The organism is Flavobacterium restrictum (assembly GCF_007097245.1).
GTDB lineage: Bacteria > Bacteroidota > Bacteroidia > Flavobacteriales > Flavobacteriaceae > Flavobacterium > Flavobacterium restrictum.
This window is the reverse complement of record NZ_VJZT01000013.1, coordinates 23,368-49,692: the sequence shown is the minus strand read 5'-3', so window position 1 is coordinate 49,692 and position 26,325 is coordinate 23,368. Positions and strand designations below refer to the sequence as shown.

Here is a 26,325-nt window from a genome sequence, read left to right as displayed (position 1 = left end):
TGTTAATAACAAGTTTTGGTTTGATATGCTTGTTAAAATGTTCTTGTTATTGAAGACAACAGTACTTTTATTGTAAGTATTGTTGCCTTCCTAAAAACAAATGCGTTTTGGTTACTCCAATCCCAGCCGCTTGTAGCGCTCATTTAGTAATTGCAAATAGCTACTTTTATAGGCATCACTTACAAAACTTTTTTCTAAAACGGCTATCATTTCGGGTTTGCAGTAATAAAAAAGCGCCAAAGTGTTATCTAAAATTTTTTTGCTCAAACCACCGTTTTCATAACCAGCAAGAAAGTCATTATAATTCAATTTTCTTTTTTTGGCATTGAGTGTTAAGGCTAATTCTTCGGTGTCTGCTTGGTTTACCAATGCCGTTGGAACCAAATCATAAGCAGGTGACAAAACCAAACCAACATTTTCTTTTTCCAGTAACGAAAAATTTTTCAAGTGCATATCCGAGTTTCCTGTAAAAAAACTAAACAAAACTTGCTCATAAAAATTACTCACATCCAATAAAGGATTAGTCGAGTATTTCAAGACCAATTTTGCTACTTGCTCATGACTTCCTTTGTATTTATCTTCGGTAAGACGCTCGCTCAATTGGCACATATCGAGCATGTGTAGTTTTCCTTTTTTGGTTCTATCAACACGTTTAGTGAGGTAACACAGTGTTTCGTCTTGTAGTTTTACCAAACTATGTGGCACGACATTCAATCCGCAAACTGCCGCCATGTGCATAGTAGCACTTTCTAATTCGGGCAATTGTTCATAATGCTCCGATGGCGGTTTTAAGATATAATCGCCATACAAACCTACTATGGTTAGTTTTTTGGTTACATTTTTTTCTTCTTTTCTAAATAGACTCAACGAAACTTTTGCCTGTACTCCTGTAACCGCCATTTGACTTTGTATGATTTGGGTGGCTAGCTGTTGCAAATCGACCAGATTATATGATAATACGGGCGTTTTTAGTTGTCCAAAAAAACGTTTATTACAAGCTTCATGAAAATTACTTTTTCCTTCTTGAAGCAATTCGTAACAATACAGGCATTTTTTACCATAAAAAGTTTTACCCTCGGCTATTTGGTTAAAAGGCTTTTCTAAATTTGCTAAATATTTTTTTTTATAATTCTTCATTGTTTTTTTCTACGCTAACGGCTCCAATACAATCTTTACAGCAGCTCAAGAGCAATCCCATACGGTCTTTGTAATTTATTTTCCAATTTTTTTCGGCTAAATCCAGCAGCCAGCCCTCTGGAATCAACCCGTCAAAAAAGGCAAACAGTGTTTTGCTGGTATATTTTTTATCCGTCAACGGCAGCGTGGGACTCACGGCTTGAGCATCTTCGTTTTTTAGATAGCACAAATCATAACCAAACGAATACCCGTCGTCAGTCTCGCTTACTTTACCACAATAGTGGTTTTTCATAAATACGTTGCCACTTCTATTCATCTACTTATTTTGTTGTTTTTTAATAAAGATCCCGTTCACTTTCGTAGGGAATATTTGCTATTAATTGATCCCTATCTATTGCTACAACCCCTAGTGTTTCACCAAACAATTTTAGAACGTCATTTATTTTGTCGGTTCGCAAGCTTGTTTTTCCTTGTTCTAAATCTCGAACAAAACGTAAACCAACTCCTGCTTTTAAGGCTAGTTCAGGCTGTGTGAGTTTGTTTTGTTTGCGTTTGGCTTTTACGTGAATACTGATATTGTTTTTTATTTTCTTCATTTTTATACCTTTAAAAGCACAAAATTACTATTTTATTCTTTATTTATATTAAATAAGGTATATTATTTTGTTTTGTTATTAATTTATATTGTTTTGGGTATAAAAAAAATATTTTTTTAATTTTAATACCTAAAGAGGTATAAAAAAAACTAATTGAATTTTTTCTGGTAAAGCTATAGTTTTTTTTAAATTCATCGTAAAGGTTTTTAAAGCAGGCCTGATTTTAAGAACACATTTTTGTTAATAAATCAGGTAAATTTATGTAAATATGTTGTCTAAAAATAGTTAGGAAAGCATATATTAGCAAGATTTTTTACAACAAAATAATTTTTAAATTTAAGTATATATTATGTCTGACGGAGAAAAGTTAATTCCTATTAACATAGAAGATGAAATGAAAACGGCTTACATCGATTATTCGATGTCAGTTATTGTATCCAGAGCACTTCCGGATGTTAGAGATGGCTTGAAACCAGTACATCGAAGAGTATTATTTGGAATGCACGATTTAGGAGTAAATTCAAGATCAGCCCACAAGAAGTCCGCTAGAATTGTTGGGGAAGTTTTGGGTAAGTACCACCCACACGGCGATACCTCTGTCTATGACGCCATGGTTCGTATGGCTCAAGAGTGGAGTATGCGGTATTTATTGATTGATGGTCAAGGGAACTTTGGTTCTGTAGATGGCGATAGTCCTGCAGCCATGCGTTATACGGAGGCTAGAATGCGCAAACTTTCGGAAGAGATTTTGGCAGATATCGATAAAGAAACGGTTGATTTTAAATTGAATTTTGATGATACCCTAGAAGAACCAACCGTTATGCCCACTCGTGTTCCTACCTTATTAATAAACGGAGCAACAGGAATTGCAGTAGGTATGGCGACTAATATGCCTCCTCACAATTTAACCGAGGTAATCAATGGTACGTTGGCTTTCATGGATAACAATGACATTGAAGTTGACGAATTAATGACACACATCAAAGCCCCAGATTTTCCTACTGGTGGTATCATATATGGGTACGAAGGCGTTCGGGAAGCTTTCAAAACGGGACGTGGTCGTATTGTGATGCGTGCCAAAGTGGGTTTTGAAGAAGTAGATGGGCGGGAATGTATCATCGTTACCGAAATTCCGTACCAAGTCAACAAAGCCGATATGATCAAGCGTACGGCTGATTTGGTTAATGAAAAGAAAATTGACGGAATTGCTAATATTCGTGATGAATCGGACAGAAACGGGATGCGTATCGTTTATATCTTGAAACGAGATGCAACTCCAAACGTAGTTTTGAATACCTTATATAAGTTTACACAATTACAATCGTCGTTCTCTGTAAACAATATTGCCATCGTAAAAGGGCGTCCGCAAATGCTGAATCTAAAGGATTTGATTCATTATTTTATCGAGCACCGTCACGATGTGGTAACCCGCAGAACGCAATTTGAACTTAAAAAGGCCGAAGCAAGAGCTCATATTTTAGAAGGTTTAATTATTGCCTCGGATAATATTGATGAAGTTATTGCTTTGATAAAAGCATCAAAAAGTACCGAGGAAGCGAGAGAAAAATTAATCGAAAGATTTAATTTATCAGATATTCAATCTCGTGCCATTGTCGAAATGCGTTTGCGTCAGTTGACAGGTTTGGAACAAGACAAGTTAAGGTCTGAATACGAAGAAATCATGAAGTTAATCGAGCATTTAAAAGCTTTATTAGCCGATGTAAATTTGAGAATTGCTTTGATAAAAGAAGAACTAACCGAAATTCGTGATAAATACGGCGATGCACGTCGTTCTCAAATCGAATATTCGGGTGGCGATGTGAGCATTGAGGATTTAATTGCCGATGAAAATGTGGTAATCACCATTTCGCATGCAGGATATATCAAACGTACCAATCTAACCGAATACAAAACACAAAATAGAGGAGGAGTAGGGCAAAAATCAGCTGGAACAAGAGATCAAGATTTCTTGGAACACATGTTTGTAGCTACAAATCATCAATATATGATGTTCTTTACTCAAAAAGGAAAATGTTTCTGGATGCGTGTGTACGAAATTCCGGAAGGTAGCAAAACCGCCAAAGGTAGAGCAATTCAGAATTTGGTTAACATAGAAAGTGATGATAAAGTAAAAGCTTTTATTTGCACGCAGGATCTAAAAGACAAAGATTACATCAATAGCCATAACCTTATAATGGTGACCAAAAAAGGTCAGGTGAAGAAAACATCTTTGGAGAAATATTCTAAACCAAGAGTAAATGGTGTTGCTGCGATTACTATTAAGGAGGGCGACGAATTATTGGAAGCTAAATTAACCAATGGCGAAAGCCAAATCATCTTGGCTGTAAAATCAGGAAAATTAGTTCGTTTTGAAGAAACAAAAACCCGTCCGATGGGAAGAACCGCTTCTGGAGTTCGTGGAATTACTTTAAAAGATGATACCGATGAGGTTATAGGAATGGTTACCGTAAACGATATGAATAGCGAAATTCTTGTTGTTGCCGAAAATGGTTACGGAAAACGTTCCAGTCTTGACGAATATAGAATCACCAATCGTGGCGGAAAAGGAGTGAAAACATTGAACATTACCGAGAAAACAGGTAAACTAATCTCCATAAATGCCGTTACCGATGCCGATGATTTAATGATTATCAATAAATCAGGATTGACAATTCGTATGGCCGTAGAAGATTTGCGTGTCATGGGTCGTGCCACTCAAGGCGTGAAATTAATCAACATCAAAGGAAACGATTCTATTGCTGCGGTTACCAAAGTAATGAAAGACGATGTAGCCGAAGTAGTGCTTGACGAAGACGGAAATGTAATTGAAACCGAAGCTATCGAAAGAGTGAAACCAGTTCTTGAAGTTCTTGAAGACGACGGTGTAGTTGAAGAGGACGACGACGAGGACGAAGAGCAAGAAGAGGAATCTGACGAAACCGAAGACGACGATTCTGATGATGAAGCCTAATTTTAAAACAAATAAATAATTAATTTTAAATAAATACCACATGAAAAGTAAATATGTTCTATTAGCATCAACTGTACTGATGTCAATAACCACTTTTGCACAAAAAGATCAGATTAAAGCTGCTGAAAAAGCTTTGAAAGCAGGAAATTCTCAAGAAGCAGTTACTATTTTGCAAGGGGCTGAAGCAGTATCGGCCGCAGCACCAGATGCCGAAAAAGCGCAATTTTTCTTTGTAAAAGGAAATGCCTTGTTAGATTTAGCCAATAAAAAAGTGGATGCTGATAAAAATCTTTCAGAAGCGGCCAAGGCTTACCAAAGCTTAATTGCTGTTGAAAAAACTTCTGGAAAATCTAAATATACAGTTCAAGCAACAACAGCGGTTTTCGAAATTAAAGGCAAACTAATTAATGCTGCCATTGCAGATTCTAAAGCGGATAAACATTCAGAAAGTGCCAAAAAATTATACGATGCTTATTTATTAGATAAAAATGACACTATCAATTTATATTATGCGGCATCAACGTATGTAAATGCCAAAGATTATGATACGTCTTTGAAATTGTATTCGGAGTTGAAAACCTTGAACTATTCAGGGAAAGCTACGAATTATTATGCCGTTAATAAATTGACCAGCGAAGAAGATTTGTATACCAATGCGCAAGAGCGAGATAAAATGGTAAAAATTGGTACTCACGAAAAACCAAGAACCGAAGTGGTTCCTTCAAAAAGAGGTGAGATTTATAAAAACATGGCATTAATTTTAGTACAACAAGGAAAAACAGATGAAGCTAAAAAAGCCATTTCTGAAGCAAGAAAAGCAAATCCTGATGACAACTCGCTAACATTAACACAGGCAAATTTGTACCTTGAATCTAAAGATTACGAAGAATACAAAAAATTAATAGCCGAAGTTCTGGAGAAAAATCCTAATGACGCTGATTTGGTTTTTAATTTAGGTGTAATTAGTGCCAATGCCAAAAATCAAGTTGAAGCCGAAAAGTATTATAAAAGAGTGATTGAAATAGATCCAAAATACATTAATGCTTACATTAATATTGCTGCTTTGAAATTAGAAAACGAAAAAGGTATTATTGATGATATGAATAAATTAGGAACTTCTACCAAAGATTCTAAACGCTACGATGAATTGAAAGTGAAGCGTCAAGATTTGTTTAGAAGTACTATTCCTTTTTTGCAAAAAGCAGTAGAGTTAGACCCAAAAAATACAGATGTTGCTAAAACACTTTTGAATGTTTACAGCGCATTAGAAATGTCTGCCGAAGCAAAAGCATTGAAAGCAAAAATGTAAATTTGTATTGCAATACAATAAAAAAAGGAACTTTTGGGTTCCTTTTTTTATTAATTAACAAGTAGTAAATATTGTTTTAATTCTGGTTTTTCATTTGTAAAAGTAAACAACCAATCTTTGAGTTGTTCTATTTCATAAGGCAGTAAAGTCCGAATGGCTTTTTCTAATTCTTTACAAAATAGGATGGGATCAAAACTTACTCTTTCCAAGACTGATTTAGTATAATCAAACATTATTTTAGTCATAATGAATTAAAGATTTGAGGTTATAGATTAATTTGTTAAGTAACACAATCATCGTATGATGTCGTGTTTTAAAAATTAGACAAAATGGAGTAATAGATTGATTTGAACTATAATTGAAATATTGCTTCTTTTGACTTTACGACATTAAAACTTACGACTTGATTACGTCATGTAAAAATACATTTTTTTTAAATAGCACTTTACAAATTAACGTAGAATTGTGTTTTTTAATCCATAAAAACCTATTTATTTTCAACTTTAAAAACAAGTACTTTAGTTGCAAATTATAGTTTTCTAGCCCGAAACATTTCTCTTTTTCCAGGAGCACCTGGTAATTTTTCGACTGTAAAACCAACTTCAATCATGCTGCGTTTGATAACGCCTCTTGCGGCATACGTTACCAAAATTCCGTTTGGTTTCAAGGCAGTATACATTTTTTTAAAAATGGCGGTACTCCATAATTCTGGTTGTACTCGGTAGCCAAAAGCATCAAAATAAATCAAGTCAAATTGTGGTATATCCTCAATTTCATCAAAAAATTGTTTTCTTTTGGTAATCGTAAACGTCTCGTTTAGTGGTGTCGGTTTCTCCCACAAACACGTATGCATTTTTTCGAAAATTGACTTTTGATTTTCGGCTTCTAATTCGGCAACATAATTCATCTCCAGTACTTCATTTGGAGCAACGGGATAGGCTTCTACACCAACATAATTAATGGTTTGATTAAATTTTTGTGCTTCTAAAAAAGTTATAAAAGCATTCAAACCAGTACCAAAACCAATTTCTAAAATCGAAACGGAATGATTGGGTAGCAACGAAAGTCCATTTTTTATAAAAACATGTTTGGCCTCTTGAATAGCACCATGTTTCGAGTGATAGGACTCGTTCCATTCCGGTAAATGTATCGTTGTTGAGCCATCGAGTGTTTGTATTATTTCTCTTTTCAAAATTTATTTAGGAGATTAAGAGTTCAACTTTAATAAGTAATGGGTCAAATTTAGTCAATACTTAACACGTATAGTCACGAAAAATCTATATTTTTTATAAATTTCATATAAAACACCGCTATTTAATTCAATTTTTTAGAATATAAACAAATCACAATTAAAAGCTATATTTAATGGTATTTTCGTATCGATTTCGTTCCTTTTTATTTAATTTTGTAATCAATAAATTCTTTTTGATGCACGTTTTTTTGTAATCACAAAGAGTATTTACACAATCTATTTTTTAAAACACTATATTATCATGAGTGCAACTCTAACCAACAAAATTGAAATAATTAAAGCAACTTCGTCTAAAATAAATGAAGTTGATTTCGAAAATTTAAGCTTTGGTGCTGTTTTTACAGACCATTTATTTGAATGTGATTATAAAAATGGAGAGTGGCAAAACCCAGTCATTAAACCCTACAAACCTTTTTTGTTAGATCCTTCGGCAAAAGTTTTTCATTACGGTCAAGCCATTTTTGAGGGTATGAAAGCCTACAAAGATGATCAAAATGCAATTTGGCTTTTTCGCCCTGATGAAAACTATAAAAGATTCAATAATTCGGCTGTGAGAATGGCGATGCCAGAAGTTCCCGAAGTTATTTTTATGGATGGGTTGAACCAATTATTGGATTTGGATCAAGCTTGGGTTAAACCAGGTGCTGGAAACAGTATGTACATTAGACCTTTTATGATTGCAACTGGAGATGGTGTAATCGCCAATCCATCAGATGATTATAAATTTATGATTATTCTTTCGCCAGCCAAATCGTATTATTCAGGCGAAGTAAAAGTGTTAATAGCCGAACACTTTAGTAGAGCTGCCAATGGCGGAATAGGAGCTGCAAAGGCGGCAGGAAATTATGCGGCACAATTTTACCCAACAACCTTGGCCAACAAGCAAGGATACCAACAAGTTATTTGGACTGATGATGCCACGCATACCAAATTAGAAGAAGCAGGCACAATGAATGTATTTTTTAGAATCAACGATACATTATTGACTGCGCCAGTAAGCGAGCGAATTTTGGATGGTATTACAAGAAAAAGTTTGATCGAAATGGCTAAAAAAGAAGGAATTACCGTTGATGTACGACCTGTATTGGTTTCAGAGCTGGTAGAAGCCGCTCAAAACGGATCCTTAAAAGAAATTTTTGGAGCAGGAACGGCAGCCGTTGTAAATCCAATAATTGGGTTTTCCTACAAAGAAGTGTATCATGAATTGCCAAAGATAGAAAATTCATTTGCCTTACAATTGAAAGAAAAATTGACCAACATCCAGCATAAATTATCCGAAGACACCTTTGGTTGGACTGTGAAAGTGTAGTGGTTATAATTGATTAAAAAAAGGGATTTTTACATGTAAAAATCCCTTTTTTGTGTTTTAAAACGCAGTACGACAAGGGTTTTTATACAATTGCAATAGTACTTACTTTAGTATTTTAGAAAAATCAGGCTTAAAATAATGTGGTCCTTTCATTACTTTTCCATCCTCGCGATAAATAGGTTTTCCATCAGCACCCAGTTTACTCATATTGCTGCGTTGAATTTCATCAAAAACGGCTTCGATTTTGTCTTGCAAACCGTGCTCAATAATAGTCCCGCACAAGATGTACATCATATCGCCTAAAGCGTCGGCAATTTCAATTAAATCATTATTTTGAACCGCCTCTAGGTATTCTTCGTTTTCTTCTTTCATCAAGTTATAGCGAAGAATGTGTTTTGTTTCTCCCAAATCTGCTTTTGGAATTTCGCTGTGACCTATTTTAAAAGCAGTATGAAATTCAGTAACTGCGGAGATTTGTTTTTGCATAATTTTATTTAATTAATTGAAAAGGCAAATTAGTAACAATTTCTATATATTTATCTAAATTTGCTCAAAAATATTTAAAATTATGTTTAGTCAAGGACAATTAATTTTCGCTGCCTGTTTCTTCGTTACTTTTGTAACCGCAATGGTGTACGCTTACCGCAAAGATGCGAGATTGCATAAAATTTTTTACAAAGGGAATTATAAAATATTAATTGCATTTTTAATTTTTATAGGGATTTTATTTGCCATAAAAATATTTTTCAAGCATTAGTAAAGGTTAAAATAGTTTCGTTTTTCTAAATTACAGTACCATTTTTGTAGGTTGTAATTTTGTGTAACTTCTCGCAACCAATAAATAATTTTTTCTAACTTTACAGCAAACAACCTACAGATCATGCAAATTTTAAAATACCTGTTCCTTTTATTATTGTTAAGCTTTGTTGCTGCTACTATTTTTGTTGCTACCCAAAAAGGGGATTTCTCTGTAACACGAAGTAAAGTAATTAACTCACCAAAAGCCACAGTTTTTAATTATGTTAATGATTATAAAAATTGGGAAGATTTTAGTTCATGGGCTGCCGAGGATGGTCAAATGAAGCTGTCTTTTTCTCCAAATTCAATAGGAAACGGTGCAGCTTATTCGTGGGAAGGAAAAGAAAATTCAGGGGATGTTAAAACTATTTTTGTAAAAGCAAATGATAGTATTGCACAACAAATGAATTATAACGGAACGACATCGGAGGTTTTTTGGCGCTTTAAAGATACCATTGGAGGTACAAAAGTGACTTGGAAAACCAAAGGAAATTTAAGTTTTGCCTTAAAAATTGCTACTACTTTTAGTGGTGGTGCCGAAAGCGTTTTTGGTAAGATATACGAAAAAAGTCTTGTCAATTTAGATAAAATTTTGGATTATGAAACCAATACTTACAGTGTAAAAGTGGATGGTGTTGTCAAAAAGTTGGCGACTTTTTATGTAAAACAATCCTTTACAAGTAAACTAGTTGATGTTACCAAAAATAGCCGTGTTATTTTTGAAAAATTAATGGTTTTTTGCCAGCAAAACGATATCGAGTTGAACGGAAAGCCATTTGTAATTTACCATTCTTACGATGTTTTGAACGAAACTGCTAAACTCTCTTTTTGTGTACCCATCAAAAACGAATTGACAGCGACCACCGGAAATGACATTAGTTCTGGAAAATTAGACTCTTTTGAAGCAGTAAAAACAACTTTAATTGGCGACTATTCCCACCTTCAAAAAGCATTGGACAAAACTACTGACTATTTTAAAACCAATAAACTGATAGCTGATTCAAGAATATCACATATTGAAATACATACCATTGGCAAAAGCGAAATTAAAAATCCTTCAAAATGGAATACCACTATCTATTATCCCATAAAACCAAAGGTTGTAATTGTGAAAACAACTAAACCTGCGGCAACAACAATTCCTGTGGCCGAACCTGAAACTCCAAAGGACGAAAATCCAACATCTGAATTTTAATAATTTTCTATTGGATTAAACCTTTTTCATTCATTTCAATCTAATTGTTTAAACCAAAGGAAACTTGCAAGACGAACAGGAATTTATTCAGCAATTATTGAATCCTAAAACGCAAAATCAAGCGTTTGAAAAACTCTTGCAAGAATATCAAAAACCGTTGTACAACCACATTAGAAACATTGTTTTGAATCATGATGATGCCGATGATGTGCTCCAAAATACCTTTATAAAAGTATTTCGTTATCTTAAAAATTTCAAAGGCGATAGCAAATTATTCTCTTGGATGTATCGCATTTCAACTAATGAGGCACTTACTTTTTTAAATCAAAAAGCCCAAAAAAAAGGAGTTTCCTCGCAAGAATTACAAACCAAAACAATCGATAATTTAAAAGCCGACGTTTATTTTGAAGGTGATGAAATACAAATACAACTTCAAAAAGCAATTGCCATACTCCCTGAAAAACAACAATTGGTTTTTAAAATGAAATATTTTGAAGAATTAAAATACGAGGAAATATCAGAAATTTTGGGTACAACAGTTGGCGGTTTGAAAGCGTCCTACCATCACGCCGTAAAAAAAATCGAAACCTTTATTACAAGTCTTTAAACCTTTTGAAAAGAAGAAAGTCTAACCCATATGAAAGCATTTAAACTAGATAACGAACCCAAATTGACCACTGGATTTACAACTCCAGAACACTATTTCGAAAATTTTTCGGCTAAAGTGTTGTTACAATTGCCCAAAGAGGAAACCAAGGTGATTGGTCTTTTTCAACATAAAAAAAGAATTTTCATGGCAGTTGCAGCAGTTTTAATTTTGGCACTGATGATTCCAGTTTACCTGCGATATTCTTCGCAATCGCCAGAATTAGATGATGTTACTATAGAAAATTATTTAACTTCCTCCCAACAAGATATGAGTCAAATTGATTTGATTAGCGAAATTGAACGGGAAAGCAGTACGCTGAAAATGACCTCGGATTTAGAGGACGAAACCGTTGAAGATATATTGGTTACGAACTCTAATTTAGAACATTTAATTTTGGAATAAATTAAAAATCAGCACATATCCATTGAAAATAAAAAATAAAACCATGAATATCAAAAAATTATTACCCATCCTTTTTTTATTAATTTCTTGCACTTTCTATGCGCAAGGGGAACGATTTAGAGAGAAGAAAGAACAAATACGAACTATGAAAGTGGCTTTTTTGACAACCGAACTGGATTTATCGCCAAGCGAAGCCGAAAAATTCTGGCCGCTTTATAACGCTTTTGATGATAAGCAATTTGAATTAAGGCATTTGAAAATGAAAGCCTATATTAATAGAATCGACGATGGCTCTTTAGATAAAATGTCCGAAAAAGATGCGAATGCTTTTTTGAATCAAATGGAAAGTACCGAAGAAGAATTGTTTTTGCTTCGCAAAAAGTTTGTGAGTAATTTGAAAGGAATTCTGCCATCAGTAAAAATCATAAAATTACGAAAATCAGAAGAAGATTTCAATCGAAAATTATTGCAGCAATACCGTGATCGTGGTCCAAGAAAATAGTAATGAATCCCCAATTTTATTTTATAAATTGGGGTTTTTATTTAAATTCAATCCGAATCATTTTGTCTTTTCCAGCAGCAATTGCAGTTGTTGGCGTAACAAAGCGTATGGTGTATAAAGTGGTATCTGTTGCAAATTGTTTCCAAGTTTTGCCACCATCATCGGAGTAATACAATCCAGTTGCTCCTATGGCTACAACTCCTTTCCCGTTACTATTAGGTACATATTGCACACAAGATGTATACCCAGGATTTTGATTATTGGAAACTAATTGCCATGTTTTTCCACCATTTGTTGTGATGGCTTTATTGGCAAAATTTTGAGCAAGGTTCTCATAATTTCCACCAGAAATAATGCCGTTTTTTGTGTCATAAAAATCGGCTGTAAAGATTCCTGTCATTGTTTTTCCTTGTAGAATTGGGGTTTCGTAAATTCGCCAAGATTTTCCTTTATTTGTCGAATACCAAACTCTCGCTTTTTTTCCTCCCGAGACTAGCCAAGTTCTGTTTCCCCTTATTACGATATTCGTATTGCTAGCAGCAAATGCCGCTTCTCCATCGGCAGTTTTTGGCAAAGCTTTTTTGGGGATTTTACGCCAAGTATGGCCTGCGTCATGGGTGAGTAGTATTGAAAAAACATCCAAAATAGGATCTCCTATTGCTATACCATCGGTTTCATTCCAAAATTTCATACTATCATAAAATACTTTTTTGTCGTTTTCTTGGTAAACCAATTGGGTGTTTTTTCCATCTTTGTCAATGGCATACAAAACTGCTGGATTTCCTACCGAAAGGATAAAAAGTGCTTTTGAAGTTTTGGCAATACTTCGAAATTCTAAAACGAGAGTGTCATTTTGGATTGTATTTTCAAACTTATTTTGAGCAAGCAAATCGTAATAACCAAATCTATTTTTGTCAGCAGCATACCAAACCTTTTTTTCATCAATAAGTATTGCCCGAATACTTATTTTATCTTGAAACAAAGTATCAATTTTGATGGATTTAAATGGGAATTCTTCTTTTGCGGTAGCTGTTTGCGCATTAGAATAAAAAAAGTTTAACAAGCTTATTGTCAGTATTTTGAAATTTATATTTTTCATATAAAAAATGATTTTAGGGTGCTTTACAGGTTGAAAAGCAAGTTTTGTAAACGGTACTAAATATTTACTGGCACAGTAATTGGATTAATCAAAAATATAAAACTTAACTCTAATAATTATGAAAACGAAATTACTTTTTTCAGCACTAATTGCTTCCATTTTCGCCTTTCAAATGCAAGCACAAAATAGAACAACCGTTTATGCCAAAAGCAACGATATTAGTGATAATCTAGATTTAAAAGCAGTAGCTTCTATTTTTGGGGATTCTGATAATTTGCAAGATTTTGAACGACGCTTAAACGATCCTAAACTTCAAATATCAAATTTAGATTTGAATAATGACGATCAAGTTGATTACTTGCGAGTAATTGAATCTGTAGAAAAACGTACCCACGTTATTATAATTCAGTCCGTGCTTGATCGAGATGTGTACCAAGACATTGCCACCATTGATGTTGAAAAAGACAACTACAATGCTGTTCATATTCAAGTTGTTGGGAATACGTATATGTATGGAGAAAATTACATTTATGAACCCGTTTATTATAGAACGCCAGTAATTTATGCTTCGTTTTGGTCTATTCATTACCGCCCTTATGCTTCAACTTGGTATTGGAATTATTATCCTTCGTATTATTATGCTTGGAGTCCATATCCCGTTTTTAGATACAGAAATAATATCTACAACTGCGTAAATAATTATAATTCCTATAATTACGTGACCTACAGAAGCAGTCGCAGAGCCGAGAATATCTATAATTCAAGACGAAACAACGGGTATGAAATAGCGCATCCTGATTATTCTTTTTCAAGAAGAAATTCGGAAATTTCTAATCGATACGAATTGGATAGAAATAGAAATACTAGAAATGTTGGTTCTAGAAATGAAAGAAACTCTACAGGAAATAGCGGTTATACAACTAGAGAAAATACGCCACAAAGAGACTATTCTAAAAACAGAGCCAATGGCACTAGAGAAAACACCCCTCAAAGAACGGAACCTCAAAGAGACTATTCTCAAAACAGAGCCAATGGCACTAGAGAAAACACCCCTCAAAGAACGGAATCACAAAGAGATTATTCTCAAAACAGAGCTAATGGCACTAGAGAAAATACTCCTCAAAGAACGGAACCACAGCGAGACTATTCTCAAAACAGAGCTAATACTACTAGAGAAAACACCCCTCAAAGAACGGAACCACAGCGAGACTATTCTCAAAACAGAGCTAATACTACTAGAGAAAACACCCCTCAAAGGACTGAACCACAAAGAGATTATTCTCAAAATAGAACTAATGTTACTAGAGAAAACGCACCTCAAAGGTCAGAACCTCAAAGAAATAACAATTCTGGTTCACGAGACGGTAACAGAAGAACGTAACATTGAAGATAAGAAACGAAAAACACGGTTCCAACAACCGTGTTTTTTTATGTTTTTTTTAAGAAATTAACCCTCTAATTTATTTAAATACAGTAAATTTGACAAGTTTTTTAAAAATTTTACATGAGCACATCGCACAAAGACCTCCATAGTAAGTTAACATTAGGCGGTTTATTGATTTCTTTAGGAATAATTTATGGTGATATTGGAACGTCACCTTTATATGTAATGAAAGCCATACTTGGTGATCTAACCATCAATGCCGATGTTGTTTTAGGTGGTATATCCTGCGTTTTTTGGACGCTAACCTTGCAAACAACTATCAAATATGTACTCATTACTTTGAGTGCAGACAATCATGGTGAAGGCGGGATTTTTGCGCTTTACGCATTAGTCAAAAAAACAAAAATAAAATGGCTTATTGTCCCCGCCATTATTGGTGGTAGTGCTTTACTTGCAGACGGTATTATCACCCCACCAATATCTGTGTCGTCAGCTGTTGAGGGAATTCGTACCTTTTATCCAGAAATAAATACCGTTCCCATCGTTATTGGGATTTTGTGTGTGCTGTTTATGATCCAACAATTTGGAACTAAATTAGTGGGTAAATTTTTTGCCCCTATGATGATGATTTGGTTTGGAATGCTTGCTATACTTGGGAGCGTTCAAATTGTGAATCATCCAGAGGTTTTCAAAGCAATTAATCCGTACTATGCGTATCATTTATTATCCATTCACCCGGACGGTTTTTTTGTTTTAGGATTTGTATTCCTTTGTACTACTGGTGCCGAAGCTTTATATTCGGATATGGGGCATTGCGGAAGGAAAAATATCAGAATCAGTTGGATTTTTGTAAAAACAGCTTTGGTTTTAAATTATTTTGGACAAGGAGCTTATTTAATTCACCATGAAGGCAGCTCTTTGCAAAGCCTTGGTGGGTCAAACGGAAATCCATTTTACTTAATCATGCCCAGTTGGTTTCAGCCTTTTGGAATTGTTATTGCAACACTTGCCGCAGTTATTGCTTCTCAAGCATTGATTAGTGGATCATTTACTTTAATAAACGAGGCAATGAGGCTCAATTTTTGGCCAAAAGTAAAAATTAAATACCCTACGGAATTAAAAGGACAATTGTATATTCCTTCTATAAACTGGTTGTTATTAGCGGGTTGTATCGGGATTGTTTTGCACTTTAGAGAATCCAGTAACATGGAGCATGCGTATGGTTTAGCTATTATTTTGTGCATGATAATGACCACTATTTTGCTCAACTACTATTTGATTATGAAAAGGGTGAAGTTGTATTTTATTGTACCTTTAATCACTATTTATCTTGGTATCGAATTAAGTTTTCTAGCAGCTAATATTACTAAATTTGCCGAAGGTGGTTATGTAACATTGTTCATTGCAATGATGTTAATTTCGGTAATGACAATTTGGTATTTGGCCAAAAAAATCAACAAGAACTACACCAAAATTGTAAAAATTGAAGATTATAAGAAAGTTTTGGTTGAGTTAAGTGCCGATTTAACGATTCCTAAATACGCAACACATTTGGTTTACATGACCAATGCCAATAGAGTAGATGAAATAGAAGAAAAAGTAATGTATTCTATTTTGCAAAAAAGACCCAAAAGAGCAGATATTTACTGGTTCGTTCACGTAAATATTTTATCTGAACCGTATAAAACCGAGTATAAAGTTACCGAAATGGTTAAAGATGATTTGTATCGTGTAGACTTCAATTTAGGGTTTAGAGAACCAACCAAAATTAACTTGATGTTTAAAGAAGTAATTAAGGATATGGTTAAAAAAGGCGAAGTGGATATTACTAGTCGTTATGAATCCTTGAATAAAAATAACATTATAGGTGATTTTAAATTTGTATTATCCGAAAAATTCTTATCCAATGATAGCGATATGTTGTGGCATGAAAAATTGGTAATGAACACGTATTTCTTTATCAAAAAAATAAGTCTATCAGAGGAGAGTGCTTTTGGATTAGACAGCAGCTCTGTAAAAATCGAGAAATTCCCTATGGTATTGCATCCGCCAGAAAATATAGGATTAACAAGGGTTTATTCTAAAAACTAATTAAAATCCATAAAAAAACTCCATAGCAATATGGAGTTTTTTTATGGATTTATTTCAAATCCCAATACTATTTGTGACCAAAATAGATTGCTATTATTCTTCCATGGTATGATACACGTTCATAACGTCATCATCTTCCTCCATTTTTTCAATCAATTTTTCAACATCGGCCATTTCGGCTTCAGTTAGTTTTTTGGTAATTTGAGGAATTCTTTCAAAACCAGACGAAAGTATTTCTAAATTTCTAGTTTCTAATTCTTTTTGAATGGTTCCAAAACTTCCAAAAGGAGCATATATCAAAATACCATCTTCGTCTTCAAAAACTTCTTCGGCACCAAAATCGATAAGTTCTAGTTCTAATTCTTCGGGATCAATACCTTCTTTTGGGATTCGGAAATTACAGGTATGGTCAAACATAAATTCCACAGAACCCTGCGTTCCCATGGTACCATTGCATTTATTAAAATAACTACGAACATTGGCAACAGTTCTATTGTTGTTGTCCGTTGCTGTTTCGACTAAAATCGCTATTCCGTGTGGCGCATACCCTTCGAACAAGACCTCTTTATAGTTTGCCGTATCTTTATCGGTTGCTTTTTTGATGGCGCGTTCCACGTTTTCTTTGGGCATATTTACTGCCTTCGAATTCTGAATTACGGCTCTTAATCTAGAATTTGCTTCTGGATTTGGCCCTCCTTCTTTTACGGCCATTACAATATCTTTACCAATTCTAGTAAAGGCTTTGGCCATTGCTGACCAACGTTTCATTTTTCTACCTTTTCGGAACTCAAACGCTCTTCCCATTGCTATTTTTTTAGAACTGCAAAAATACAGTTATTCCTTATTTTACCAAAAATCTGATGGTAATCTTTTATTCAAATTGTATGTATTTATTTCAAGGCGTTAAATTCTTCAATTATCGTTACCGCTTCATTCAAATAATGATTGGTTTTTAGGGCTTTTATTTGGTTTTTATTGTTCTCTTTTTCTAGAGGATACACCATCAATAAAGCTTCGTTGTAATTGGAATTGGTAACTGATAAAAGGTCAATTTTATCATCAAATTTAGTGATTTCCTCCCACAAAGTAGCCGAGTTGTTTTGTTCCTCAAAAACAGATTGTAGCGTCATTGAAATACTGGCTTTGGTCGTATTTACAAGTGCTTCTATTTTTTTATTAATACCGAGAATGTCATTAAAATAGGAATCGGTTGCCACTCTTTTTAAACTATTTTTTGATAATTCTTGAATCAAACTCGAGGAAACGTAAGGCTTGAATTTTAAATCAGTAGCGATAGAATCATTTTTGAAAGCAGTAGTAAAATTACTTTCTTTTTCTAAAAGAGGATCGTAAAATTCAGGAAGTGCCACGTCTGGAATTACGCCAATACTTTGATGACTTTTGCCTGTTACGCGGTAAAATTTGTTGATGGTAACTTTAACAAAATTGGATTCATCTCCTTTTTCTAAAGGAAGAATTGTTTGCATCGTAGCTTTGCCCAACGTGCTGCTCCCCACAATCATGGCCCGATTATAATCCTGAAGAATACCAGCAAAAAATTCACTCGCCGATGCCGAATTGCCATTTACTAGAATTACAATTGGCCCTTTGTACAAAAAGCCTCTAAAAGGATCCTCGAGTACTTGTTGCTGTTTTTTATGGTCAACAACTATCGAAATTGGCCCGTGATGTACAAAAATTCCAGCCAGTTTTATAGCCTCCTCCATAGAGCCACCGCCGTTATCCTTGAGGTCAATAACTAATCCTTTGATGTTGTCTTTTTGCAATTTAATGACTTCTCTAGCAACATCTTCGGCGCAACCCAAACTATTGAATCCTTCAAAATTCGAATAAAAACTAGGAATTCTAATGTATCCTATTTTTGATTTTTTAGTGATTATAAAGCTATAAACGGAGTTCAAATCGTCCTTTAAAATTTCTTTTTCTATCGTTACCGTGAAGTTTTTTTCGGCTTTTCGCTTCAGGGTTAATGTGATGATTTTATTAGCATCGGATTGTATTAAATTCGCTATTGCGTCCAGCGATGTACAGGAAACTTCCAAGGTTTCTTTCTGGTTAGAGAGCGAGATAATTTGATCTCCTTTTTTGATTTTCCCGTTTTTATAAGCCGGGCCTTTCAAGTCGAGATCCGCAATAATAATTTCGTTTTTTTCGTTGAGACTTACTACAAATCCCAAGGATAACCGCTCTTTTGATAAGGAGGATACAAAACTAGACTTGGTATCGGTGCTTAAATAATTAGTATGTGGGTCAAAATAAGTACAAAAATGCGTATAGATTTTTTCTTGTATGGCAAGGTCTTTTTCTAGTATTGCATTGATTTTGCACAGCTCGTTTTGTATAATTTTATTTTTTAATTCCAAAGCTATTGTCGCAAAATTGGCTTGTATCGAATCCAAGTTTTTGCTAGAACTTGTTGCTTCATTTAAAATTTCGAATCTGATTTTTTTCTTCCAAATTTTTTCTACATCATTTTCGGTCATGTAAATAGGAAATGATTTTTTGTAAAACCGAATCGTATCTGGAGTTTCAAAATCGATTTTCTGGGAGTTTAATTTTTCTAATAACGCTTTGTTTCGCTTCAAACTAGTTGCATAAACAGTGGTAATGTCATTGATGAATGCACAGTTTTTGCTTTTTATAAAGTCATCAATAGACAGGCGGTATTGATGTGATAAAGCATCATAATCGGATTTGAAAAGGATATTTCTCAACGGATCTAATTCGTTAATTAGTTGGTCAAAAACATAAACCGATAGACTGTCATCTACCGGTTTTGGGTTTACATGTTCCTGCTGAATGAGGTTGTTTATTTTGAAAAGAACGTCACAAGGATTTTTGTTATTTTGGCTAAATAACCAAAATGGAACTAGGAAGAGTAGTAGTGAAAATTTCTTCATTTAGACGTTCAATTTGGATGTTGACATCGCTTTTTTTCTTTTCTTATTTCTTGTAAAAAGGCAATTTGACCACCTTGGCAGGAACGTCATTTTTACGGATTCGGATAAAAATAGCACTATCAATAGCACTATTTTGAGTCGTTACATACCCCATTCCAATGCCCATATTCATGGAGGGCGACATGGTTCCCGAGGTCACGATTCCAATGGTGTTGCCCGCTGCATCTACAATCTCGTAATCGTGTCTGGGTACGGCGCGTTCTTGCATTTCGAAGGCTACTAGTTTTTTAGAAACACCCGATTCTTTTTGCTTTTTTAGGCTCTCGGAATTCGTGAATTCTTTGTTGAATTTGGTAATCCAACCCAATCCAGCTTCTAGTGGCGATGTGGTATCGTTGATGTCGTTTCCGTACAAACAAAATCCCATTTCTAAACGCAAGGTATCGCGAGCGGCAAGTCCAATAGGTTTAATTCCAAAGGGTGCACCTGCTTCAAAAACGTTGTTCCAGATTTGTTCTACCTCTTCATTTTTGCAATAAATTTCGAAACCTCCTGAACCGGTATACCCTGTTGCCGAAATAATCACATGATTGATTCCTGCAAAATCGCCTACTTTAAAATGATAATAGGCAATTGCTGATAAGTCAACCGAAGTCAAACTTTGCATGGCTTCTACCGCTTTTGGTCCTTGAATAGCCAGTAAGGAATAGTCATCCGAAAGGTTTTTCATGTCCACACCTAAATCATTATGGGCCGAAATCCAATCCCAATCTTTATCGATATTTGAGGCGTTTACGACCAATAAATACTGCTCGTCTTTCATTTTGTAAACCAATAAATCGTCTACAATTCCGCCATCATTGTTGGGCAAACAAGAATATTGCGCTCTACCAATGGTCAAAGTCGAAGCATCATTCGAAGTCACTTTCTGAATCAAAGCCAAAGCGTTTGGTCCTGTCAACAGGAATTCCCCCATGTGCGAAACGTCAAAAACGCCCACCGCATTGCGAACGGTTTCGTGTTCGGCATTGACTCCCTCGTATAAAATAGGCATATTGTATCCAGCAAACGGAAGCATTTTGGCTCCTAAACTCTCATGTATGTGCGTTAGCGCAGTATTTTTCATTGTAGATGGTACTAAAATTTGAAGTGGCTAATTTATTGATTATTTATGGAGTGGCAAAGGGTTTTTGAGGCGTAATTTGGTAAGTTGTTTTGTGTTGGTTTTTCTATAATTTGTTGCAGATTGTTGTTGTGAGGAATTCTATAAATGATTTTTAAAATTCTAGGTTTAATATAAGTAACAATCATCGTATGATGTCGTGTTTTAAAAATTAGACAAAATGGAGTAATAGATTGATTTTGAACTATTATTGACAATATTGCTTCTTTTGACTTTACGACATTAAAACTTTCGACTTACTTACTTTACTTTTTAATCCTTTTTTTTAACTTAAAACAAATTAAGTTAGGGTGGCAATGCAAGTACCAAAACCAATGACGAAAGCAATAACAGAATAAAGTATCATTTTTAGTCCTAGTTTTTTACTTTCTTCAGAGAATTGCATAAAAATACCGACCAAAAAAGTGATTGCGCTGATAAAAACAACCATTCCACATAAAAACCATATTGTATTCATAATTTATATATTGTTATTAAGATTCAATTTTTCTCGAATGCCATCAATTTTATGATCTCTGTAAAATAAATTCATTGTTTCAAAAGGGATAATTTTCATTTTATCGCTCACAATATGCACACAGGATTTTTTGACCGCTCGAACATCAAAATCGTGGGCATCCATAAAATTCATTATCAAAATCCGGAACAAATTATCATAATGCAAAGAATCCGATTGCACTCGGGGCAAACAACACATCAATTCGTTAAATTCTCCTTCGGCACAATCTACTGAAATTCCGGTGCTAAACAGATTCAGCATGTGGGTTTTTAGTTTTTCATCGTGTTCAAAAACAATGGTGTTTTTGGAATTATTCAATAAATCTTCTGGATTTATCAAATGCGTCATCGGAAAAACATCGCCATCCACTTTCAAAGCATACGCCATACACAAAGCATCGGGATTGCAGGGAACTGGAATCAAATCTTCGGGCGTAAAAAGCGGATATTGCTCGTAAATTTTTCTTCGAACTTCTGTCAAAGTTATTCTGCCTGAAGTATCGTCATAATTTTCGTTTCTTCCAGCCACTTGTGTGGGTTGAAATGTTACGCCACGCACACATTTTTGCTGTAAAGCATATTCTATAATTTTACCAATTTCATCATCGTTTTCCCCTTTTTGAAGCGTAATAACTAGCGTTGTCGAAATGTTAAATTGATTCAAATGTGCGATGGCTTTTTTGCGAACTTCGGTTAAATCTTCGCCACGCAATTTTTGCAAAACTTCGGGTTTGAAACTGTCAAACTGCAAATAAATCTCGAAATCGGGCATATAACTCGCCAGTTTTTCTACAAAATGGATGTCTTTTGCAATTCGGATTCCATTGGTATTCAACATCAAATGTTTGATAGGTTTGCTTTTGGCAATATCCAAAATCTTGAAAAAATCGGGATGCACCGTAGGTTCGCCCCCTGAAATCTGAACCACATCGGGTTCTCCTTCATTGGCTACGACCACATCAAACATTTTTTCGATTTCTTCCAGCGTTCGGTGTCTGCCATAATTGGGCGACGAATTGGCGTAGCATGTCGGGCAGGAGAGGTTGCATCTATCTGTAACTTCTATCACCGTCAGGCACGAATGTTGTTCGTGATCGGTACACAAACCACAATCATACGGACAGCCATAATGCACTTTGGTATTGAATTTCAATGGCATTTCGGATTGCTTGTTGTAGTTTCTTAATTGCTTGTAATAGGCAACATCGTCCGCAATCATTGCCTTCATTTCGCCGTGTTCTTTGCAGTGTTTTAACATCCAAACCTTGTCGTCTTGAAAAACAATTTTGGTATCCACAAGTGCCAAGCAGCTTGGACAAAGGCTTTTGGTGTAATCGTAATAAATATAATCGCGGGTTTTCATTTAATTGTTGTCTTTTTTAAGTTCCAAAACAGCTCTATCAAAATCGGATAAGTATTCTCGGTCTTGAATAATTCTAAATTTATCAAACTCCATTTCCGCTTTAATTTTGGCTTCCAAATGAGTTATTTTTCCTTTGTCGTTTAGAATTGGATAATTGGAAAGTTGTAGAAAATTATTCAAAAACAAAGTCCAATCTTCCATTTGCATCACGATTTGTCTTTTGGCATAATTCTCGGCCAAATCCAAATAAGCCGAAACAATTCGGTTTAATTCCTGAAGATGAGCATCGTTCAAATAGTTTTTGGCAATGCTCAAATCGGTTTTTTGAATTTTACCATTTGGCGCATCCTTCCAAGTCGATAAGCCCATATAAAGTTTGTTGGCATCGGCTTCGGTATAAATAATTTCCGCAGCTGTTTTGCCTGTTATTGCCCAATGCAATTTGTTTTGTACTGTGGCAAAAAATGTTTTTGTAGCAGGACTTTCTTTTTCATAATTGGCCGAAAGCGCATAAATATCTGTTATTTTTTGATAAAATCGTCTTTCCGAAGAGCGAATTTCTCGAATGCGTTCCAGTAATTCTTCAAAATAATCTTTGCCAAAAGCTTTGCCGTTTTTGAGCATATCATCATTCAAAACAAATCCTTTGATAATAAATTCTTTGAGGGTTTTGGTTGCCCAAATCCTGAATTGAGTAGCTTGATTGGAATTAACTCTATAACCAACAGCAATAATGGCGTCAAGATTGTAGAAATCAATTTCTCGACTCACTTCTCTTTTTCCTTCCATTTGAACTATTCGAATTTTTCGAATAGTTGAAATTTCATCCAATTCATTTGACTTATAAATTTCTTTTAAATGGTAATTAGTTGTGTTGATTTCAACTCCAAATAACTGCGCCATAGCTTTTTGCGAAAGCCAAAAACTTTCGTCCAAATAGGTTACTTCAACATTGATGTTGGTTTGGGAGGTTTGATATAATAAAATAGGTGCCTGCATTTTACTCTCTTTTTAAATTTTTTAAACGCAATAAAAATTTCCAATAATAGCCAAATATAAATAAGGAACTCCATTGAATGCTGCTCAAATGTAAGTATAAAGAATGATATGGCTTTATAAATTCGACAGAAAATCGATACAAAAAGTATAAAACCATAAAAAGTTTGAATCGGTCACCATTGAATAAGAGTTTAGTTTTTAGTAATTTAAAAAATATAAAAAATATAAAAAGAACAAGCATAAACCCCATTTCGTACAAGGCCAGAGGATGCCTACTTAGACCATCGCCCAAATTCATTCCTGTAAAAAGTGTCGTTTCGTTTCCAAAAGTAGGCTCGGCAATTCCCATCGAAAAACAACCCATTCTGCCAATAAATAACGCAACGATTATAGGAATGACATAAACATCGCCTGATGCAATTTTTACCCCAATGCTTTTTTTGATGATTTCCACGCCAAATAATCCGCCCAAAAATCCACCTGCAACGGTTTTGTTTTGATAAAAAATCAATAGCGTTTGATGGGTAATTTCGGATGGATTTTCGAGCATTGCAATAATTCTCGAACCCAATAAAGCGCCAATCATGGCACCGATTAAAATGTACAAGCGGTCGATTTCGGATATGGGATCTTGTATTTTTCTTTTTTGAAAATAATACAACCGAATGCCGATAAAAAAAGCCAATGTTTCAAAAATAAAATGCCAATAATAATGGTGTCCAAAGATTTGAAACTGAAAAGGAAATTTCATTTAAACTTAAATTTTATAGAAATGTGAAGATAAGTAAAACAAAATAAATAAAGCGTTCCAATTTTGACGACGTTATTTTGTTCTTTTTCAAGACAAAAAATCTTTTAATAGCAGAGCTATTGAACCATTTTTTAACGCAGAAAAAGGAGAAAAGAACAAGACAAAATGAACGATTTATTTATTTTGTTTTACTAAACTAATTGTTGTTTTTTGGCTTCTAAAAAACGACAATTTTTTGTACTTTTGCACAAAATATTATAAAACAACTTATGTTATCAATCAATAATTTATCGGTTCAGTTTGGCAAAAGAATTTTGTTTGACGAAGTAAATACCGTTTTTACTAATGGCAATATTTACGGCGTTATTGGTGCCAATGGAGCAGGAAAATCCACTTTTTTAAAAATAATTGCTGGCGATATGGATCCTACATCGGGACACATTCATTTGGAGCCAGGAAAACGGATGTCGGTTTTGAACCAAAACCACAATATGTTCGATGAGCATACCGTTTTGGAAACTGTTTTAATGGGCAACAAGGTTTTGTATAAAGTAAAAACCGAAATGGACGCCCTGTATTTAGATTATACCGATGAAAACGCTGATAGGATAGGGGAGTTGCAAGTGCAATTTGAAGAAATGAATGGTTGGAATGCCGAGTCGGATGCGGCTTCAATGCTGTCTAATTTAGGTATTTCCGAAGAGTATCATTATACATTAATGGGCGATTTGGAAGGAAAAATTAAGGTTCGTGTGCTTTTGGCGCAAGCCCTTTTTGGAAACCCCGATTTGCTGATTATGGATGAGCCTACCAACGATTTGGATTTTGAAACCATTGCTTGGTTAGAGAATTTCTTGGCCAATTATGAAAATACGGTAATTGTAGTTTCTCATGACCGTCACTTTTTGGATGCCGTTTGTACTCATATTTCGGATATTGATTTTAGTAAAATAAATCATTATTCTGGAAACTACACTTTCTGGTACGAATCCAGTCAATTAGCGGCCAAACAACGCGCACAGCAAAACAAGAAAGCCGAGGAAAAGAAACAGGAATTAGAAGAATTTATCCGTCGTTTTTCTGCGAATGTCGCCAAGTCAAAGCAAGCTACTTCTCGTAAAAAGATGATTTCTAAATTGAATATTTCCGAAATTAAACCATCCAGTCGTCGTTATCCTGCGATTATTTTTGACCAAGAACGGGAAGCGGGAGATCAAATTTTGAATGTTCAAGATTTAAGCGCTTCTATTGACGGCGAAGTTTTGTTTAAAAGTGTGGATTTGAATATGGCCAAAGGCGATAAAATTGTACTTTTCTCGAAAGATTCGCGTGCTACAACCGCATTTTACGAAATATTAAACGCCAATAAAACTGCCGATTCTGGCACTTTCGATTGGGGAGTTACTACCAATCAGGCGTATTTGCCGGGTGATAACCATTCGTTTTTTGAGAATGATTATTCGTTGGTAGATTGGTTGCGTCAATGGGTAAAAACCGAGGAAGAGCGCGATGAGGTAAATATTCGCAGTTTCTTGGGGAAAATGATTTTCTCTGGAGAAGAAGCTTTGAAAACTTGTAATGTATTATCTGGAGGCGAAAAAGTGCGTTGCATGTTGTCTCGAATGATGATGGAACGAGCCAATATTTTGATGCTAGACGAACCCACAAACCACCTGGATTTGGAGTCGATTACGGCTTTTAATAACTCTTTGAAAAACTACAAGGGTTCCGTAATTTTTACCACGCACGATCACGAATTTGCCCAAACCGTGGGTAATAGAGTAGTAGAATTGACGCCAAAAGGAGCGATTGACCGTTATATGACTTTCGACGAATACTTGGATAACGAAGGCGTTCAAGAATTAAGAACGAAGATGTATTCTTAAAGCAATTAAAAATTAGGTATTAAAAATTAA

Annotated in this window: 24 protein-coding genes; 10 read left to right on the top strand and 14 right to left on the bottom strand. The window is 34.7% G+C overall.

Going from position 1 to position 26,325, the window contains the following annotated elements; genetic code table 11:
• Positions 1 to 111 precede the first annotated feature (111 nt).
• Genes FNW21_RS12180 through FNW21_RS12170 form a run of 3 tightly spaced genes read right to left on the bottom strand, consistent with a single transcriptional unit; the run spans position 112 to position 1,733 of the window.
• Positions 112 to 1,137 (bottom strand): HipA domain-containing protein, encoded by a 1,026-nt coding sequence (locus FNW21_RS12180; RefSeq protein WP_144257028.1) that lies wholly within the window; start codon positions 1,135 to 1,137, stop codon positions 112 to 114.
• Positions 1,124 to 1,429 (bottom strand): HipA N-terminal domain-containing protein, encoded by a 306-nt coding sequence (locus FNW21_RS12175; RefSeq protein WP_235889633.1) that lies wholly within the window; start codon positions 1,427 to 1,429, stop codon positions 1,124 to 1,126. The genes FNW21_RS12180 and FNW21_RS12175 overlap by 14 nt, the downstream gene beginning before the upstream one ends.
• A gap of 43 nt (positions 1,430 to 1,472) precedes the next feature.
• Entirely contained in the window at positions 1,473 to 1,733 is a 261-nt protein-coding gene (locus tag FNW21_RS12170; RefSeq protein WP_144257026.1) for a helix-turn-helix transcriptional regulator, read from the bottom strand.
• Between the two features lie 349 nt (positions 1,734 to 2,082).
• Here FNW21_RS12170 and gyrA point away from each other — a divergent pair, with 349 nt between their 5' ends.
• Both gyrA and FNW21_RS12160 read left to right on the top strand, forming a co-directional pair.
• Positions 2,083 to 4,704, top strand: coding sequence for a DNA gyrase subunit A (gene gyrA / locus FNW21_RS12165; protein WP_144257025.1), 2,622 nt, complete (start codon positions 2,083 to 2,085; stop codon positions 4,702 to 4,704).
• Between the two features lie 40 nt (positions 4,705 to 4,744).
• Positions 4,745 to 6,013, top strand: a complete 1,269-nt coding sequence (locus FNW21_RS12160) for a tetratricopeptide repeat protein (protein ID WP_144257024.1) — start codon at positions 4,745 to 4,747, stop codon at positions 6,011 to 6,013.
• Positions 6,014 to 6,063: 50 nt separating this feature from the next.
• Here FNW21_RS12160 and FNW21_RS12155 read toward each other — a convergent pair whose 3' ends face one another.
• Positions 6,064 to 6,258, bottom strand: coding sequence for a hypothetical protein (locus FNW21_RS12155; protein WP_144257023.1), 195 nt, complete (start codon positions 6,256 to 6,258; stop codon positions 6,064 to 6,066).
• 284 nt (positions 6,259 to 6,542) lie between these two features.
• Positions 6,543 to 7,205: a tRNA (5-methylaminomethyl-2-thiouridine)(34)-methyltransferase MnmD gene (mnmD, locus tag FNW21_RS12150; RefSeq protein WP_144257022.1), complete on the bottom strand. Its 663-nt coding sequence runs from the start codon at positions 7,203 to 7,205 to the stop codon at positions 6,543 to 6,545.
• Between the two features lie 301 nt (positions 7,206 to 7,506).
• On the opposite strand from mnmD, the gene FNW21_RS12145 reads away from it, so the two are divergent.
• On the top strand, positions 7,507 to 8,574 hold the full coding sequence (locus FNW21_RS12145) for a branched-chain amino acid aminotransferase (protein WP_144257021.1): 1,068 nt from the start codon (positions 7,507 to 7,509) through the stop codon (positions 8,572 to 8,574).
• 102 nt (positions 8,575 to 8,676) lie between these two features.
• Here FNW21_RS12145 and FNW21_RS12140 read toward each other — a convergent pair whose 3' ends face one another.
• The gene (locus tag FNW21_RS12140; protein WP_144257020.1) at positions 8,677 to 9,060 is read right to left on the bottom strand and encodes a pyrophosphohydrolase domain-containing protein; all 384 of its coding nucleotides are present in this window, start codon (positions 9,058 to 9,060) and stop codon (positions 8,677 to 8,679) included.
• Positions 9,061 to 9,454: 394 nt separating this feature from the next.
• Between FNW21_RS12140 and FNW21_RS12130 the strand changes: the two genes are divergently transcribed.
• The 4 genes from FNW21_RS12130 (at position 9,455) to FNW21_RS12115 (ending at position 12,120) form a co-directional block, all read left to right on the top strand.
• A complete protein-coding gene (locus FNW21_RS12130) occupies positions 9,455 to 10,567 on the top strand; it encodes an SRPBCC family protein (protein ID WP_144257018.1) in 1,113 nt (370 codons plus the stop codon).
• A gap of 64 nt (positions 10,568 to 10,631) precedes the next feature.
• Positions 10,632 to 11,174, top strand: a complete 543-nt coding sequence (locus FNW21_RS12125) for an RNA polymerase sigma factor (RefSeq protein WP_144257017.1) — start codon at positions 10,632 to 10,634, stop codon at positions 11,172 to 11,174.
• 30 nt (positions 11,175 to 11,204) lie between these two features.
• Positions 11,205 to 11,618, top strand: a complete 414-nt coding sequence (locus FNW21_RS12120; protein ID WP_144257016.1) for a hypothetical protein — start codon at positions 11,205 to 11,207, stop codon at positions 11,616 to 11,618.
• Positions 11,619 to 11,661: 43 nt separating this feature from the next.
• Entirely contained in the window at positions 11,662 to 12,120 is a 459-nt protein-coding gene (locus tag FNW21_RS12115; RefSeq protein WP_144257015.1) for a sensor of ECF-type sigma factor, read from the top strand.
• A 37-nt stretch (positions 12,121 to 12,157) separates the two neighbouring features.
• On the opposite strand, the gene FNW21_RS12110 is transcribed toward FNW21_RS12115, so the two are convergent.
• Positions 12,158 to 13,219, bottom strand: coding sequence for a WD40/YVTN/BNR-like repeat-containing protein (locus FNW21_RS12110; protein WP_144257014.1), 1,062 nt, complete (start codon positions 13,217 to 13,219; stop codon positions 12,158 to 12,160).
• A 118-nt stretch (positions 13,220 to 13,337) separates the two neighbouring features.
• On the opposite strand from FNW21_RS12110, the gene FNW21_RS12105 reads away from it, so the two are divergent.
• Both FNW21_RS12105 and FNW21_RS12100 read left to right on the top strand, forming a co-directional pair.
• The gene (locus tag FNW21_RS12105) at positions 13,338 to 14,600 is read left to right on the top strand and encodes a hypothetical protein (RefSeq protein WP_144257013.1); all 1,263 of its coding nucleotides are present in this window, start codon (positions 13,338 to 13,340) and stop codon (positions 14,598 to 14,600) included.
• Between the two features lie 123 nt (positions 14,601 to 14,723).
• Positions 14,724 to 16,694 (top strand): KUP/HAK/KT family potassium transporter, encoded by a 1,971-nt coding sequence (locus FNW21_RS12100; RefSeq protein WP_144257012.1) that lies wholly within the window; start codon positions 14,724 to 14,726, stop codon positions 16,692 to 16,694.
• 93 nt (positions 16,695 to 16,787) lie between these two features.
• On the opposite strand, the gene FNW21_RS12095 is transcribed toward FNW21_RS12100, so the two are convergent.
• The 7 genes from FNW21_RS12095 to FNW21_RS12070 form a co-directional block, all read right to left on the bottom strand.
• Entirely contained in the window at positions 16,788 to 17,498 is a 711-nt protein-coding gene (locus tag FNW21_RS12095) for a YebC/PmpR family DNA-binding transcriptional regulator (protein ID WP_144257011.1), read from the bottom strand.
• An 86-nt stretch (positions 17,499 to 17,584) separates the two neighbouring features.
• The gene (locus tag FNW21_RS12090; protein ID WP_144257010.1) at positions 17,585 to 19,615 is read right to left on the bottom strand and encodes a S41 family peptidase; all 2,031 of its coding nucleotides are present in this window, start codon (positions 19,613 to 19,615) and stop codon (positions 17,585 to 17,587) included.
• Positions 19,616 to 19,658: 43 nt separating this feature from the next.
• Positions 19,659 to 20,741, bottom strand: a complete 1,083-nt coding sequence (gene gcvT, locus FNW21_RS12085) for a glycine cleavage system aminomethyltransferase GcvT (protein WP_144257009.1) — start codon at positions 20,739 to 20,741, stop codon at positions 19,659 to 19,661.
• Between the two features lie 337 nt (positions 20,742 to 21,078).
• On the bottom strand, positions 21,079 to 21,255 hold the full coding sequence (locus tag FNW21_RS16365; RefSeq protein ID WP_185963927.1) for a hypothetical protein: 177 nt from the start codon (positions 21,253 to 21,255) through the stop codon (positions 21,079 to 21,081).
• Positions 21,256 to 21,258: 3 nt separating this feature from the next.
• Positions 21,259 to 22,659: a radical SAM protein gene (locus FNW21_RS12080; protein ID WP_144257008.1), complete on the bottom strand. Its 1,401-nt coding sequence runs from the start codon at positions 22,657 to 22,659 to the stop codon at positions 21,259 to 21,261.
• Positions 22,660 to 23,658, bottom strand: a complete 999-nt coding sequence (locus FNW21_RS12075) for a virulence RhuM family protein (protein ID WP_144257007.1) — start codon at positions 23,656 to 23,658, stop codon at positions 22,660 to 22,662. It abuts the gene before it with no gap.
• 1 nt (position 23,659) lies between these two features.
• A complete protein-coding gene (locus tag FNW21_RS12070) occupies positions 23,660 to 24,409 on the bottom strand; it encodes a prolipoprotein diacylglyceryl transferase (protein WP_144257006.1) in 750 nt (249 codons plus the stop codon).
• Positions 24,410 to 24,678: 269 nt separating this feature from the next.
• Between FNW21_RS12070 and FNW21_RS12065 the strand changes: the two genes are divergently transcribed.
• A complete protein-coding gene (locus FNW21_RS12065) occupies positions 24,679 to 26,295 on the top strand; it encodes an ABC-F family ATP-binding cassette domain-containing protein (RefSeq protein ID WP_144257005.1) in 1,617 nt (538 codons plus the stop codon).
• The last annotated feature ends 30 nt before the right edge of the window (positions 26,296 to 26,325 follow it).

Coding starts and splice junctions, on each gene's coding strand:
- FNW21_RS12180 (WP_144257028.1), bottom strand. CDS start 1,137: ATGAAGAATTATAAAAAAAAATATTTAGCAAATTTAGAAAAGCCTTTT.
- FNW21_RS12175 (WP_235889633.1), bottom strand. CDS start 1,429: ATGAAAAACCACTATTGTGGTAAAGTAAGCGAGACTGACGACGGGTAT.
- FNW21_RS12170 (WP_144257026.1), bottom strand. CDS start 1,733: ATGAAGAAAATAAAAAACAATATCAGTATTCACGTAAAAGCCAAACGC.
- gyrA (WP_144257025.1), top strand. CDS start 2,083: ATGTCTGACGGAGAAAAGTTAATTCCTATTAACATAGAAGATGAAATG.
- FNW21_RS12160 (WP_144257024.1), top strand. CDS start 4,745: ATGAAAAGTAAATATGTTCTATTAGCATCAACTGTACTGATGTCAATA.
- FNW21_RS12155 (WP_144257023.1), bottom strand. CDS start 6,258: ATGACTAAAATAATGTTTGATTATACTAAATCAGTCTTGGAAAGAGTA.
- FNW21_RS12145 (WP_144257021.1), top strand. CDS start 7,507: ATGAGTGCAACTCTAACCAACAAAATTGAAATAATTAAAGCAACTTCG.
- FNW21_RS12140 (WP_144257020.1), bottom strand. CDS start 9,060: ATGCAAAAACAAATCTCCGCAGTTACTGAATTTCATACTGCTTTTAAA.
- FNW21_RS12130 (WP_144257018.1), top strand. CDS start 9,455: ATGCAAATTTTAAAATACCTGTTCCTTTTATTATTGTTAAGCTTTGTT.
- FNW21_RS12120 (WP_144257016.1), top strand. CDS start 11,205: ATGAAAGCATTTAAACTAGATAACGAACCCAAATTGACCACTGGATTT.
- FNW21_RS12115 (WP_144257015.1), top strand. CDS start 11,662: ATGAATATCAAAAAATTATTACCCATCCTTTTTTTATTAATTTCTTGC.
- FNW21_RS12110 (WP_144257014.1), bottom strand. CDS start 13,219: ATGAAAAATATAAATTTCAAAATACTGACAATAAGCTTGTTAAACTTT.
- FNW21_RS12105 (WP_144257013.1), top strand. CDS start 13,338: ATGAAAACGAAATTACTTTTTTCAGCACTAATTGCTTCCATTTTCGCC.
- FNW21_RS12100 (WP_144257012.1), top strand. CDS start 14,724: ATGAGCACATCGCACAAAGACCTCCATAGTAAGTTAACATTAGGCGGT.
- FNW21_RS12095 (WP_144257011.1), bottom strand. CDS start 17,498: ATGGGAAGAGCGTTTGAGTTCCGAAAAGGTAGAAAAATGAAACGTTGG.
- FNW21_RS12090 (WP_144257010.1), bottom strand. CDS start 19,615: ATGAAGAAATTTTCACTACTACTCTTCCTAGTTCCATTTTGGTTATTT.
- gcvT (WP_144257009.1), bottom strand. CDS start 20,741: ATGAAAAATACTGCGCTAACGCACATACATGAGAGTTTAGGAGCCAAA.
- FNW21_RS16365 (WP_185963927.1), bottom strand. CDS start 21,255: ATGAATACAATATGGTTTTTATGTGGAATGGTTGTTTTTATCAGCGCA.
- FNW21_RS12080 (WP_144257008.1), bottom strand. CDS start 22,659: ATGAAAACCCGCGATTATATTTATTACGATTACACCAAAAGCCTTTGT.
- FNW21_RS12075 (WP_144257007.1), bottom strand. CDS start 23,658: ATGCAGGCACCTATTTTATTATATCAAACCTCCCAAACCAACATCAAT.
- FNW21_RS12070 (WP_144257006.1), bottom strand. CDS start 24,409: ATGAAATTTCCTTTTCAGTTTCAAATCTTTGGACACCATTATTATTGG.
- FNW21_RS12065 (WP_144257005.1), top strand. CDS start 24,679: ATGTTATCAATCAATAATTTATCGGTTCAGTTTGGCAAAAGAATTTTG.